9 protein-coding genes and 1 pseudogene are annotated in these 13,861 nt (G+C 72.3%); 7 read left to right on the forward strand and 3 right to left on the reverse strand.

Annotated features, from left to right (window positions below):
* Nucleotides 1–76: 76 nt before the first annotated feature.
* On the reverse strand, nt 77–436 hold the full coding sequence (locus ABH940_RS04935) for a hypothetical protein (protein ID WP_370061232.1): 360 nt from the start codon (nt 434–436) through the stop codon (nt 77–79).
* A gap of 358 nt (nt 437–794) precedes the next feature.
* Here ABH940_RS04935 and ABH940_RS04940 point away from each other — a divergent pair, with 358 nt between their 5' ends.
* From ABH940_RS04940 to ABH940_RS04970, 7 genes and pseudogenes are all read left to right on the forward strand, one after another.
* Nucleotides 795–1,796: a LamG domain-containing protein gene (locus ABH940_RS04940; RefSeq protein ID WP_370061230.1), complete on the forward strand. Its 1,002-nt coding sequence runs from the start codon at nt 795–797 to the stop codon at nt 1,794–1,796.
* 138 nt (nt 1,797–1,934) lie between these two features.
* Nucleotides 1,935–2,366, forward strand: a pseudogene (locus ABH940_RS04945) (RpiB/LacA/LacB family sugar-phosphate isomerase); the annotation flags it as partial.
* Nucleotides 2,367–2,692: 326 nt separating this feature from the next.
* Nucleotides 2,693–3,331 carry an RNA polymerase sigma factor gene (locus tag ABH940_RS04950; protein WP_370061227.1) on the forward strand — a complete coding sequence of 213 codons (639 nt, stop codon included), beginning with the start codon at nt 2,693–2,695 and terminating at the stop codon, nt 3,329–3,331.
* Nucleotides 3,332–4,121: 790 nt separating this feature from the next.
* A complete protein-coding gene (locus ABH940_RS04955; RefSeq protein ID WP_370061225.1) occupies nt 4,122–4,697 on the forward strand; it encodes a winged helix-turn-helix domain-containing protein in 576 nt (191 codons plus the stop codon).
* Between the two features lie 28 nt (nt 4,698–4,725).
* Nucleotides 4,726–5,199, forward strand: coding sequence for a (deoxy)nucleoside triphosphate pyrophosphohydrolase (locus ABH940_RS04960; RefSeq protein WP_370104435.1), 474 nt, complete (start codon nt 4,726–4,728; stop codon nt 5,197–5,199).
* 255 nt (nt 5,200–5,454) lie between these two features.
* Entirely contained in the window at nt 5,455–8,157 is a 2,703-nt protein-coding gene (locus ABH940_RS04965; RefSeq protein ID WP_370104436.1) for a SpoIIE family protein phosphatase, read from the forward strand.
* 364 nt (nt 8,158–8,521) lie between these two features.
* Nucleotides 8,522–10,990, forward strand: coding sequence for a SpoIIE family protein phosphatase (locus tag ABH940_RS04970; protein ID WP_370061867.1), 2,469 nt, complete (start codon nt 8,522–8,524; stop codon nt 10,988–10,990).
* A gap of 115 nt (nt 10,991–11,105) precedes the next feature.
* On the opposite strand, the gene ABH940_RS04975 is transcribed toward ABH940_RS04970, so the two are convergent.
* The gene (locus tag ABH940_RS04975; RefSeq protein ID WP_370061218.1) at nt 11,106–11,870 is read right to left on the reverse strand and encodes a succinate dehydrogenase/fumarate reductase iron-sulfur subunit; all 765 of its coding nucleotides are present in this window, start codon (nt 11,868–11,870) and stop codon (nt 11,106–11,108) included.
* On the reverse strand, nt 11,867–13,840 hold the full coding sequence (locus tag ABH940_RS04980; RefSeq protein ID WP_370104439.1) for a fumarate reductase/succinate dehydrogenase flavoprotein subunit: 1,974 nt from the start codon (nt 13,838–13,840) through the stop codon (nt 11,867–11,869). The genes ABH940_RS04975 and ABH940_RS04980 overlap by 4 nt, the downstream gene beginning before the upstream one ends.
* Nucleotides 13,841–13,861: the final 21 nt, after the last annotated feature.

Here is a 13,861-nt window from a genome sequence, read left to right on the forward strand (position 1 = left end):
GGAGTCGCACGGCTGCGACACTCGGCGCTCGTCCGGTTCGGTGTGGCGCGGGCACGGCTCCGACTTTGATGATCCGTCAGCTCCGCTGCCGCAGGGCGGTCAGAGTGCGGCGGAGTTCGCGGTAGCCGCGGGGGGTGTGGGCGGAGACGCCGTCGCGGTTGCGTACCAGCTCGACGCGGTAGGGGACTTGCCCGGTGAGCCGCAGCAGTGCTGCGAACGGCGTCAGCAGGAGTCGGATCAGCCACTCGGTCAGCCAGAGGGGGAGCAGTGCGACGAGAACCAGCATTCCGGGCAGGGCGAGGATCATCGAGATCGGATCGTCCGTCGGCCCGCCGGGCATCAGGTCGAAGGCCCACTCGGGCTTGATGCGTCGTTGTCCGGCCAGGCGGTGACGGCGTATCCGCCACCGGACTCCGTTCTTGTCGGTCCATCGCATGGTGCCCCCCGTGTTCTCGATCGTGGATGTCCGGTCGGCGCTGTTCGGAGGACTTCGGCACAGCGGTCGGCCGCTCCGGCCAGCCCGGCAACTCGTTCAAGGCTGTCAGAGCTCCGGTAAGCAGAACAACGCGATCTGTGTGCAGAGCACGGAGGTTGTGTGAAGTCTCGGCGCATGCGAAAAGGTGCAGATCGTCGAACAGCCGGACTTGGCGCGCCGCGCCGCAGGGCTGCCGCCCCGGTGGCGATCCACGGGTGCGGAGGGCCTGCCTCACCTTCCGGTCCGGGGAGGACCCCTGAGGGGTCGGCCGCCTATAGTGCGGCGGGCAGGTGCAAGGCGAGGGGAAACGGGGACGGGCGTGAGCGGGGACTGGGGCGGGCAGGGCGGTTGGGGTGGCCAGCAGGGCGGGTGGGACCCGGGGAGGCCGGCGACGTCGCCTCGTCCCGCGCCGCAGCCGGACTGGGCCACGCTGGCCGATGAGCACGACCGAGCGGTGCGGCGGAAGTCGATGCTGCGCATCGTGGCCGGCGCGGTGGGCGTGCTCGTCGTCGTGGGAGGGGTCGCTGCCGGGCTGGTCCTGCGGGGGCCGGGAAACAGCAAGGCCGTTGCCGACCCGCAGCCGTCCGTGACGAGCGGTTCGCCTTCGGCCACCGCTTCACCGACCGCGTCGACTGCTCCGGTCTCGCCGTCGCCGTCCGTGCCCAGCAGCATCTCGCCGACGGCCGGTCTCCTCCTCGGCCCGGCGGCCACGGTGGGCGTTCAGGCCGGACACACCGGCCCGGCAATGGCGTTGGCCGGTAAGGACACCAGCTACGCCCAAGCGGTGACGGCGACGGTCGACACGGCCGCAGGCTTCACCGTCGCGTCGGTCGTCCGCGGTGACGGGCCCGCGAAGTCCGAGGCGGCCGTCTCGCAGGGCAACGGGGCGTTCTACTCCTTCTTCCTGGGCCGCGAGAACTCCACGGGCGCCGCCCACAACTGCTGGGTCTTCAAGGTGCAGACCGCGGCGGCTGCCGGGAAGACGGTCATGGCTCTCTCCAAGAGCCAGGTGGCGACCGGCCGTTGGACCACCTTGGCCGGCGTCTTCGACGCCAAGGCGCACACCATCGCCCTCTACGTCGACGGCGTCCAGGCGGCCACGGCACGCGTGCCGGGCATGATCGCCTCACGCACCCCGGTGGAGCTAGGCCGCGCCCGCTACTCGAACCAGTGGGCCGACGACTGGCAGGGCGCGCTGGCCGACATCCAGGTCTGGCCGCGGACGCTCTCCCCGGCCGAGGTCGCCGCGCAGGCGCAGGCCGACACGGCCGGTACCCCGGCCCCGGTCCCCGCGACGGCAGGATGGCTCACCGCCGCGTAGCCCTCCGGCGCCACGGTGGTCGGCGGGTCCCGGACCTGTGGCCCGGACCTGCGAGCCGCCGGCTTGTGGCCCGGACTTGCGAGCCGTCGGCTTGCGGCCCGGACTTGCGGGCCGCCGACCGATCGCTACGCTGCCGCCATGCGGATCTCCGTCTCCTCGGACATGGACGAAGGCATCGCCCGGCAGTTGGTGAGCGAGCTGCGCCGGCGCGGGCACGTGGTGACGCCTCACGGCGCGCTGCAGCCGGACGAGAAGGACGACTGGGCGTACTGCACCGAGGTCGCCGCGCTCGACGTCGTCGAGGGGCGCGCGGACCAGGCCGTCGTCTGCTGCTGGACCGGCACCGGCGCGTCCATCGCGGCCAACAAGGTGCCCGGCGTCCGGGCCGCGCTCTGCACGGACGCCTACACCGCGGGCGGCGCGCGGCGCTGGAACGACGCCAACGTGCTGGCGCTGAGCCTCCGGCTGACCTCGCCCGCCGTGCTGGCGGAGATTCTCGACGCATGGTTCGACGGGACGCCGAGCGAGGAGCCGGACGACCAGGAGAACATCCGCCACCTCGGCCAGATCGGGCAGGACCACGCGGACGAGTGGGTGCTGATGCGGCAGGACGACAACGGCAACCGCTACGTCGTCGCCCGCCATGCCGACCGCGCGCAGGCCGAGGCCGACGCGGCGGTGTTCGAGGCGCGCGGGCACAAGCAGCTGTACTGGGTCGAACGCGACGGGCAGGCGCGCGCGGAGGAGCAGGCGTAGCCCACGTCCCGAGACGGCGACGTCGAGGGGTGCCCAGTGCGCCGACTCCTGGGCTACAGTCGTGATCTGATGCCTGATCAGCAGCGTTGCGTGCGACGGCCGTCGGGGAGAAGTCCGCGCAGGGGGGACCGTGATGCGTCGTGGACCTGGCCTCGGCACTGGACGGCGCCCGGCACGGTGACGAACAGGCGTTCCGCGTCCTCTACCGCGCCGTGCACCCACCGCTGCTGCGCTACCTGCGGGTGCTGGTCGGAGAGGACGCCGAGGACGTCGCGTCCGAGACGTGGCTGCAGATCGTGCGGGACCTGCCGCGCTTCCGGGGCGACGGGGAGCGGTTACAGGCCTGGTGCCTGACCGTCGCCCGGCACCGCGCGCTGGACCACCTCCGCACCTGCCGCCGCAGGCCGCTGACAGTGGCGGGGCCCGAGGCGTTGATCCAGTGGCCCGGTCCGGACGACACCGCCGGATCCGCACTGGACGCGCTGGCCACGACGAGCGCACTGGAGCTGATCGCGTGCCTCCCGGCCGACCAGGCGGAGGCCGTCTACCTGCGGGTGGTCCTCGGCCTCGACGCCCGGCACGCGGCGCGGGTCCTGGGCAAGCGGCCGGGCGCGGTGCGGACCGCGGCGCACCGGGGGCTGCGTCGCCTCGCCACGCTGCTCGATCCGGCGCCGGGCGGCGCTCAGGCCGGGCCCGCAGCACGTGCCCTTTCGGCTGTGCAGGTGGTGCGATCGGTGCCGAGTGACGTTTTTCGGGCCGGTGGCGCTGAAAGAGAGTGACATGGACGACGACAGCATGCTGGCCCGACTGCTCGCCGCAGCAGCCGCACCAGCACACCAGGACGAGCTCGACGGCGAGGATGCGGCCCTCGCAGCCTTCCTCGCTGCTTCCCGGCAGCAGTCGGCGGCACGGAACCCGGCCGGTCCGTGGCGGTCTTCGTCCGAGCGCGAGCACGGGCATGGGCAGGGCTATGGGCATGGGCGCGAGCGAGGGGCGTGGCGATGGTCGCGCGTGATCCCGGCCTCGGCGGCGGTCGCCGTGATCGCGGCGGGCGTGGGTCTGCTCGGCACGCAACTCGTGGGCGCTGCACGGACGTCGCGGCACCCGGGCGTCTCGGTGACGGCCCCGACGTCGCTGCCGGCGGGCCGGTCACAACCACCCCAGCGGCCCACCACCGCCCCGTCGGGACCACGGTCGACCCGGTCGACCCGATCGACGCGGTCGCCCGGGTCCGCAGCAGGGTCGACGCCGTCGGCCTCATCGCAGCAGCGGTCCGGTGCGTCGAGCGCGGCGGGAAGGAACGCGTCTCACGGACCGGGCGCGAACTCCGGGAAGCACACGGGTGTCCATGGGGCGCACGGGGGAGGCGGCCGGAAAAGCGGTCGGAAGAGCGGCGGGAACGGCAACCAGAGGCAGCAGGGGCAAGGTCAGGGTCAGGGTCAGCAGGGCTGAGCGTTCCGGCCCGGCCTATCGGAAGGGCGGTGCGAGATGAGGATCTCTGAGCGGTCGAGGCGGGCGCGGGCCGAGTCGCGGTCTCCGTTCGCCGCACTGGTTCCCGTCCTGGATCCGGTGGGCCGGCCACAGAAGCCGACCGCGCCGGACCTGGCGTCCGCAGCGCCGCCGCTGGTCGGCGTCCTGATGCTCATACCGGCCGACCAGCTCCCGGCGGAACTGCTGGACCGGTTGCGGTCAGGGGAGTTGATCGGTCTGACGGACCGGTCGGGCCTTCCCGCCGAGCTCGTGCGCTCCGCGCTCTTGCCTTCGCTGAGCCCCACCTCGCCCGCGACCTCGCCGACGACCAGGACCAGGACCACGACCACGACCTCCGCTAGGGATTCGGCACGGCCGTCGCTGCGGATCCGGCTCGACCCCGACCACCGCTCCGTCGTGCTCGACGGCCGGAGCCAGCCGCTGACCTTCCTCGAATTCGAGCTGCTGGCCCATCTGATGGCCTATCCCCACCAGGTCCAGAGCCGCGAGTTGCTGATCGAGACGGTGTGGGACTTCGAGCCGATCGGCTCCGGCCGCGCGGTCGACGTGCTGGTCGCCCGGCTGCGGCGGAAACTCGGCCCCACCCACCGCGGCGTGATCGAGACGGTCCGCCGCTCGGGCTACCGCTTCGTCCCGTCCGAGGCAGGGAGCTGACCAGAGCGGCGCACTAGACTCCGCTGTCGTGACCCTTTCCGACCGGCCCGCGCGCGGCCCGCAGACCCCGGACGCCGCCGTGCCGCGGGTCGTCGTCGGCGCCGCGCTGCTGGACGGGCGCGGGCGGGTGCTGGCCGCGCGGCGGTCCGCGCCGGAGGCGCTGGTGGGCCGGTGGGAGTTCCCCGGCGGGAAGGTCGAGCCGGGTGAGACGGTTCCCGCCGCGCTGGAGCGGGAGCTGCGCGAGGAACTGGGCGTCGAGGCGCGGGCGCTCTCCCGGCTGCCCGGCGCCTGGGAGGTCCGGCCGGGGCTGGAACTGCACATCTGGTCCGCCCGGCTGGTCGGCGGCGAGCCGGAGCCGCTGCAGGACCACGACGAACTGCGCTGGGTGACGGCGGACGAGCTCGACACGGTCGACTGGCTCCGACAGGACCGCTTCGCCCTGCCACACGTCCGAAGCCTGCTCGGGAGCGGACCCGCGATCAGCCACGAGGGAGCGCCCTGAGAGAGTGCTCTGGGCGGGTGCTCCGAAGAAGTTCTCCGAGAGAGTTCTCCGAAAGAGTCAGAGACAGACCGAACGCCCAGGTCACGCCCCCTCTGCAGAGCCCCGAACGAACCCCGACCGAGCCCAGCGCGAAGCCCATCACCCCATGATCGTTTTTCTTCCCCAAGTTGACCCGTACGGCGGGGTACGGCGAGGTTTGGCTGGGTATGTCAGTATCCGGCCGCCTTCCCGAGTAGGCGGCCGGGACGGGGAGACGTGAGGCAAGCTGACGCGCGTGCGCGCCTGCGCCGCAGGCCGGCGACGGGCGGCGGGGGCCGGCCGGTCGCGGGCGGGGCAGGCTCGCGCGGCCAGGGGCCCGCACCGTTCCCGGACCCGCTCGCGGTCGGCCGGGAGGCCGACGCGGCGCAGCAGCGCGCCCGCCGCGGCAGCCTGCTGGACGTGGTGCGGGTCGCCATCGCGCTGCTGGACGAGCAGGGCCGGGTGATGCTCTGGAGCCAGGCAGCCGAGGAGCTGGTCGGCTGGCCCAGCGACGCCCTGGTCGGTCGCGGCCTGGACATTCTCTTCGACGACGACGCGGAGCTGACCAAACAGGTCCACGAGGCGATCGCGGGCGTCCTGCGGGACGGGGAGTCCTGGGTCGGGACGGTCGTGCTGCGGCACCACGACGGGCACGGCGTCCGGCTGGAGTGCCGGCTCTCACTGCTGGAGAACGGCGACGGAGTCCCCTACCTGCTCTGCCGTCTCGCCGACGCCGCCGCGCTGGGCGACGTCGAGCAGGGACTCGCGGTCCAGGACGCGCTCTTCGAGCAGTCCCCGCTCGGGCTGGCGATCTTCGACCGGGAGCTGCGCTACGTCCGGGTCAACGAGACGCTGGCCCGGATGAACGGCCTCCCCGTGGCGGACCATCTCGGCCGGACCACAGGGGAGACGCTGCCACAACTGGCCGCCGACGAGGTGATGGCCATCCAGCGTCAGGTGCTGGCGACGGGGGAGCCGGTGATCGACCTGACCGTCACCAGCGCCGACCCGTCGGAGCCCGGCTACCGCTCGGCGTCCTACTCGCGGCTGCAGGACCGGGCCGGGAACGTCCTCGGGCTGACCGGCATGGTCATGGACGTCACGGACCGGTACCGCGCCGTGGCCAGGGTCGAACGCGCCCGGCAGCGGCTGGCGCTGCTCAACGAGGTCGGCTCGCGGATCGGCGACCTGCTCGACGGCGAGCTGATCGCCCAGGAGCTGGCCGAGGCCCTGGTGCCGCGACTGGCCGACCACGCCGGTGTGGCGCTGCTGGAGGCGGTCGTCGACGGCGCGGACCTGCCCCGCCACCGGCAGACCCGGCTTGCCCGGCTGGTCATGTCGGGCACCGCGGCGATCGACCCCGGCCCGGACGCCGAGACCATGCAGACACCCGGCGGCCAGATCACCATGACCGAGGGCTCGCTCTTCGCCCGCGTCATGCAGAGCGGCCTGCCGGAGCAGTTGGACGCCTCGGCGCAGCTGGACGACACGGCCGCGCAGGGCGATCCACGCGTCCGCGCCGCGTACCGGCTCGGCGTGCACTCGTTGCTGGTGGTGCCGCTCCGGGCCCGCGGCATCGTGCTCGGACTGCTGGTCCTGGACCGGGCAGGGCGGCGCGAGGGCTTCGACCAGGACGACGTCGCCTTCGCGTCGGAGCTGGCCGACCGCGCGGGTGCGTCGCTGGACAACGCCCGGCTCTACGCCCGTGAGCGCGCTGCCGCGCTGATGCTGCAGCGCAGCCTGCTGCCGCAGTCGCTGGCCCAGCCGCCGGGCATGGAGGTCGGCTACCGCTATGTCCCGGGCAGCAGTGGCACGGAGGTTGGCGGCGACTGGTTCGACGTCATCCCGCTGCCGCAGGGGCGGACCGCGCTGGTGGTCGGCGACGTGATGGGCCACGGGCTGCGCGCCGCCGCGACCATGGGACGGCTGCGCACGGCCGTGCGCACGCTGGCCGGACTCGACCTGCCACCGGACCGGCTGCTCCAGCACGTTCACGACCTGGCCGACGACCTTGCCCAGGGGCCGGAGGAGGCGCTCATCGCCACCTGCGTCTACGCCGTCTACGATCCGGCGACCCGCGCCCTGCACCTGGCCAAGGCCGGTCACACCGAGCCGCTGCTGATCACCCCGGCGGAAGCCGCGGCCCCGGCCGAAACCGCTGCCCCACGCGGGGACGCGGCCCGGAGCGGGGACGCGCGGAAGACCGATGACGCGCGGAAGACCGACGGCGGGCGCATGGCGCTGACGGGCGGGACGGCGCACGTGCTGGCGTTGCCGTCCGGCGCTCCGCTCGGCGTGGGCGGGGTGCCGTTCGAACTGACCGAACTGACCGTGCCGGAGGGGTCGCTGCTCGCGCTCTACACCGACGGCCTGGTCGAGTCGCGCACGGAGGACATCGACGTGGGCACGCGCCGACTGAGCGCCGTCCTTGAGCTTCCGCACGCCTCCGTCGAGGACGCGTGCGAAGCGGTGGTACGGACGCTCGACCAGGGACAGGAGCCGGACGACGTGGCACTGCTGCTGGCGCGCCTGGGCGGCGTACCCGGACCGGCCGCCGAGCGGCAGGTCGAGTGGACGCTGTGCGCCGAACCGTCCGCACCCGCGCTGGCCCGCCGCCGGGTCCGCGCCACGCTGCGCGAGTGGGGCCTCGAACCGCTGCTGGACACGGCGGAACTGCTGGTCAGTGAGCTGGTGACGAATGCCGTCCGATACGCGAGCGCCCCGATCGGGCTGCGGTTGCTGCAGGGCACGACACTGGTCGTCGAGGTCGCGGACCCGCTGCCGGACCCGCCGCGCGAGCGTGAGGCGGCCGGTACCGACGAGGGCGGTCGCGGCCTTCAGCTGGTCCACCGGCTGGCGTACCGGTGGGGCACGCGCGCCGAGGGCGGCGGCAAGGTCGTCTGGTTCGAGCAGACGCTGCCGGACGGTCCGGGCCGCTGACGACTGCTGTCACCCCCGAACGTGGCACCCGATACACCCGCTAGTTGATCAACAACCCTCCCGTTGCTCACCGGCGAGGCGTAAGGTTCCGGTGCCGGGCGGTCGTATGAACACCCGCGCAGCCAGCACGTGTGACGCATCGTCGCTCGAATTGATGTTGGGTGCGCTCGGGGCGTATGCGGCGCCGCCGGGATGATGAATACTCGGAACGCGACACCCACGCGCCGATCGCCGGAGGAGTCGGTAGTTGAGCGACACGCCGTCACGCGAGGCAGACCAGGCCCGCACAGCACCCGACGCAGCGGTGGCTGACGCGTTCGCGCCGAGGCCCGTCACCGCGCCGGCGCCGGACGCCGCTTCGGGGATCCCGCACCCTGCCGGTGAGGCGCCCGTTGGTTCCGCGGTGTCCGCCCAGTGGGGACACGACGAACTCGGGACGATCTACGACTACATACGGATCGCCGCGTTCTCGCTCGACGAGGACGGCCTGATCAGCCAGTGGAGCTCCCGGGCCGAGCAGTTCTTCGGCCTCTCGGCCGAGGACGCCATCGGCTGCGACCCGGTGACCACCTTCGCCCCGCGCGAGCAGTGGCGGCAGGGGCGCGAGCGGATGACGGAGGTCCTGGCCGGCAAGGAGTGGGTCGGCACCGCGCCCTACCGCGACAGTGACGGCGAGGAGCGTCTCGCCGAGCTCTACCTGATGCCTTCCCAGGGCGCCGACGGCCGGTCCGGTGTCGTCTGCATGGCCGTCGACCTGCGCAAGCTGCGAACCCTGGAGACCGAGATCGCCGCCTCGGAGGCGATCTTCGGCCAGGCCCCGACCGGCTTCGTCCTCTTCGACCAGGACGGCCGGGTCCAGCGCGTCAACGACAGCTTCGCCGCCGCACTCGGCGTGGACCCGGGGACGCTCGCCGGCATGACGGTCCAGGAGCTGATGCCCGCCAAGGACGCCGCCCGGATCGCCCGCGCCCTGACCGAGGTGCTGCGGACCGGCGACCCGGTGGTCGACCTCAGCTTCACCGGCGAACTGCCGAGCCGTCCCGGCCGCCGTCGCTGGTCCATCTCGCTCTACCGGCTGCTCAGCGCCGCCGACCGGCCGATGGGCGTGGCCGGTCAGATCGTCGACGTCACCGGCCGAGCCAGGGCCGAGCGCGAGGCGGCCAGCGCCCGGCGCAGCCTCGCCCTGCTCAACGAGGCCAGCGCCCACATCGGTTCGACCCTGGACTTGGAGATCACCGCTCGCGAACTGCTCGACATCGCTGTCCCCGCCTTCTGCGACGTCGCCACCGTCGACCTCTACAACGGTGTGCTGACCGCCGACGCCGAGGGCCGTCGGGTGGACGACGGAGACGGTACCGGCGACCTGCGCCGGGTCGCCTCCGCCAGCACCGTCCACCACGAGGCCGCGGTCACGCCCGCGCCGGAGGTCGGCGGAACGTTCTGCTACCCGCCGCGCTCGCCGTACGCCAAGGCGCTGCGCACCGGTCGGAGCCTCACCCTCTCCGGTCCGGGCAACCCGGACCCCAACCCGCTGATCCACAGCGCCATCGTGATCCCGATCGTCGCCCGCGAGAAGGTCCTCGGCCTGGTCCAGCTCTCCCGGGCCAAGGGCAGCGAGACCTTCGACACCCGTGACGTGGCGATCGCGACCGAGCTGGTCGCCCGCGCCGCCGTCTGCATCGACAACGCCCGGCTCTACCGCCGCGAGCACGAGCGCGCGCTGATCCTGCAGCGGTCGCTGCTGCCGCCCGGCAACCCGGCCGCGTCCGGTCTGGAGATCGCCTGCCGCTACCGCCCCGCGGGCAGCGGCACGCAGGTCGGCGGCGACTGGTTCGACGTCATCCCGCTGCCCGGCAACCGCACCGCGCTGGTCGTCGGCGACGTGATGGGCCGTGGCCTGCGCGCGGCCGTCGCGATGGGCCAACTCCGCACGGCGGTAAGAACCCTGGCCATGCTGGACCTCGACCCGGCCGAGGTGCTCACCCAGCTCGACGAGATCGCCCGCGGCCTGAGCGCCGACCCGGACTCCGACGACGGCGAGTCCGCCGAGCTCTACCTCGCCACCTGCGTCTACGCGGTCTACGACGCGGTCACCATGCGCTGCACCATCGCCAACGCGGGTCACCTCCCCCCGGTCGTGGTCGACCCCACGGCGGGCGGCCCGACCCCGGCGCTGATGCTGGACGTCCCCGAGGGCGTCCCGCTCGGCGTGGGCGGCGAGCCGTTCGAGGAGGTCGTCGTCGAACTCCCGGACGGCGCGCTGATCGGCCTCTACACGGACGGCCTGGTCGAGTCCCGCAAGCACCACCTGGAGGAGGGCCTCACCGCCCTCCGCACCGCGCTCGGCAGCGCGGACCGCCCGCTGGAGGAACTCTGCGACCAGCTCCTGACGGAGCTCGACCCCCACTACGGCGAGGACGACATCGCCCTGCTGATGGCACGGGTCTTCGCGCTGCCGGGCAACTCGGTGGGCGACTGGGTCCTGCCCTCGGAGCCGACGTCGGTGGCCCGCGCCCGCGAACTCGCCTGCGGCTGGCTGCTCGAGTGCGGCCTGGACGACTTGGTCGACACGGTCGAACTGCTGGTCAGCGAGCTGGCGACGAACGCGCTGCGGCACGGCCGCGGGGACATCCGGCTCCGCCTGCTGCGGGACTCCGTCCTGGTCTGCGAGGTCTGGGACAACGGCTACGCGCAACCGCGGCAGCGGCGGGCTCGCGACACGGACGAGGGCGGGCGCGGGCTGCAGCTGGTCAGCCTGCTCGCCGACCGGTGGGGGAGCAGGAGGACTCCCAACGGCAAGGCGGTCTGGTTCGAACTCGCGGTGCCGTCCTAGTGCTTGGGGTGCTCGGCGACGTTACAGCCTGTGCAAGCGGGAAGTTGCACCACTCAGGGGCGCAGTTCCCCGCGCCCCTGAGTGGTGCAACTTCCGCTTGCTTCTGTGTTCCCCGCTACTTCCTTCGGGAGATCTTCGACCCCAGCCAGACCAGCGGGTCGTACTTCCGGTCAACCGCCCGTTCCTTCAAGGGAATCAGCGCGTTGTCCGTGATCTTGATGCCCTCCGGGCAGACCTCCGTGCAGCACTTGGTGATGTTGCAGTAGCCCAGCCCGTGCTCCTCCTGGGCCGTGGCCTTCCGGTCGAGGCCGGACTCCGACGCCGCGTCCAGCGGGTGCATGTCCAGCTCCGCGACCCGCATCAGAAAGCGCGGCCCCGCGAAGGCGGGCTTGTTCTCCTCGTGGTCGCGGACCACGTGGCAGGTGTTCTGGCAGAGGAAGCACTCGATGCACTTCCGGAACTCCTGCGAGCGGTTCACATCCTCCTGCTGCATCCGGTACTCGCCCGGACCGACCCCCTGCGGTGGGACGAACGACGGGATCTCGCGTGCCTTCTGGTAGTTGAAGCCCACGTCCGTCACCAGGTCCCGCAGCACCGGGAAGGTGCGCATCGGGGTGATGGTGACCGTCTCGTCCGCCGGGAGGGTGGACATCCGGGTCATGCACATCAGCCGTGGGCGGCCGTTGATCTCCGCGCTGCAGGAGCCGCACTTGCCGGCCTTGCAGTTCCAGCGGACCGCGAGGTCCGGAGCCTGGGTGGCCTGGATGCGGTGGACCACGTCGAGGACGACCTCGCCGTCGTTGACCTCGACGGCGAAGTCCGTCAGCTCGCCGCCCTCGGCGTCGCCGCGCCAGACACGGAACTTGGCCTCGTAGCTCACTGTTCCGCTCCGTTCTCGGTCTTCTTCTCGGTCTCCGCGCGCTGTGGCGGCAGCCCCGTGGCCGGCATCTCGTCCTCGGTCAGGTACTTCTTCAGCTCGTCGGCGGCGAACAGCGCCAGCAGGTCCTCGCGGATCGGCGGGTTCGCCTTGCGCTGCACGGTGATCGCACCGTCCGGGCCGGGCTTCTCGGCCAGCGAGCAGATCAGGTTGACGCGCCGCCAGTCGGCGACCATGTCGGGGTGGTCCTCGCGGGTGTGGCCGCCCCGGCTCTCCGTGCGCTCCAGCGCCGCGCGCGCGACGCACTCGCTGACCAGGAGCATGTTGCGGAGGTCGAGCGAGAGGTGCCAGCCGGGGTTGAACTGCCGGTGGCCCTCGACCCCGGCGTTCTCGGCGCGCTCCCGCAGCCCGGAGAGCCGGTGCAGCGCCTCGGCCATCTCACCCTCTCGCCGGATGATGCCGACCAGGTCGTTCATCGACTGCTGCAGCTCCTGGTGGAGCGCGTACGGGTTCTCCGCACCGTCGGTGCCGTTGCCCTCGAAGGGCGCCAGCGCCTCGGCCGCCGCCGCGTCGATCTGCTCCTGGTCCACCACCGGACGGTTCGCCGTGTGCTCCTCGGCGTACTCGGCCGCGTGCAGACCGGCCCGGCGGCCGAAGACCAGCAGGTCGGACAGGGAGTTGCCGCCCAGGCGGTTGGAGCCGTGCATCCCGCCCGCAACCTCACCGGCCGCGTAGAGGCCGGGTACGGACGAGGACGCGGTGTCCGGGTCGACCTCGACGCCGCCCATGACGTAGTGGCAGGTCGGACCGACCTCCATCGGCTCGGCGGTGATGTCGACGTCGGCCAGCTCCTTGAACTGGTGGTGCATCGACGGCAGCCGCCGCTTGATCTCCTCCGCGGGCAGCCGGGTGGAGACGTCCAGGAAGACGCCGCCGTGCGGGGTGCCGCGACCGGCCTTGACCTCGCTGTTGATGGCGCGGGCCACCTCGTCGCGCGGCAGCAGCTCCGGGGGACGGCGGTTGTTGGCCTGGTCCTGGTACCAGCGGTCGCCCTCCTCCTCCGTCTCCGCGTACTTCTCCCGGAAGACGTCGGGGATGTAGTCGAACATGAACCGCTTGCCGTCGCTGTTGCGCAGCACGCCGCCGTCGCCGCGGACCGACTCGGTGACCAGGATGCCCTTCACGGACGGCGGCCAGACCATACCGGTGGGGTGGAACTGGACGAACTCCATGTTGAGCAGCGTCGCCCCGGCCAGCAGCGCCAGCGCGTGGCCGTCGCCGGTGTACTCCCAGGAGTTGGAGGTCACTTTGAACGACTTGCCGATACCGCCGGTCGCCAGCACCACCGCGGGCGCCTCGATGACGAAGAAGCGGCCCGACTCGCGCTGGTAGCCGAAGACGCCGCTGACCCGCTCCCCGTCCTTGAGGCTGCGCTCCTTCAGGATGCGGGTGATGGTGTGCTCCTGGAAGACCTTGATCTTCGACTCGTAGTCGCCGGTCTCCTTGAAGTCCTCCTGCTGCAGGCTGACGATCTTCTGCTGCAGGGTGCGGATCAGCTCCAGGCCGGTCCGGTCGCCGACGTGCGCCAGGCGCGGGTACTCGTGGCCGCCGAAGTTGCGCTGCGAGATCCGGCCGTCCTTGGTGCGGTCGAAGAGCGCGCCCCAGGTCTCCAGCTCCCAGACCCGCTCGGGCGCCTCCTTGGCGTGCAGCTCGGCCATCCGCCAGTGGTTGAGGAACTTGCCGCCGCGCATCGTGTCGCGGAAGTGGACCTGCCAGTTGTCCTGGTCGTTGACGTTGCCCATGCTGGCGGCGATGCCGCCCTCGGCCATCACCGTGTGGGCCTTGCCGAACAGCGACTTGCAGATGATCGCCGTCCGCTTGCCCTGGGCGCGGGCCTCGATGGCCGCCCGCAGCCCTGCGCCGCCGGCGCCCACCACCACCACGTCGTAGACGTGGCGCTCCACCTCGGTCATTGCGTAAGTCCTTCGGAGGTC

The organism is Streptacidiphilus sp. BW17, from assembly GCF_041262485.1.
GTDB lineage: Bacteria > Actinomycetota > Actinomycetes > Streptomycetales > Streptomycetaceae > Streptacidiphilus.

Excerpts from the sequence above, each read along its gene's own strand:
- ABH940_RS04935 (WP_370061232.1), bottom strand. The coding sequence starts at position 436 with ATGCGATGGACCGACAAGAACGGAGTCCGGTGGCGGATACGCCGTCAC.
- ABH940_RS04980 (WP_370104439.1), bottom strand. The coding sequence starts at position 13,840 with ATGACCGAGGTGGAGCGCCACGTCTACGACGTGGTGGTGGTGGGCGCC.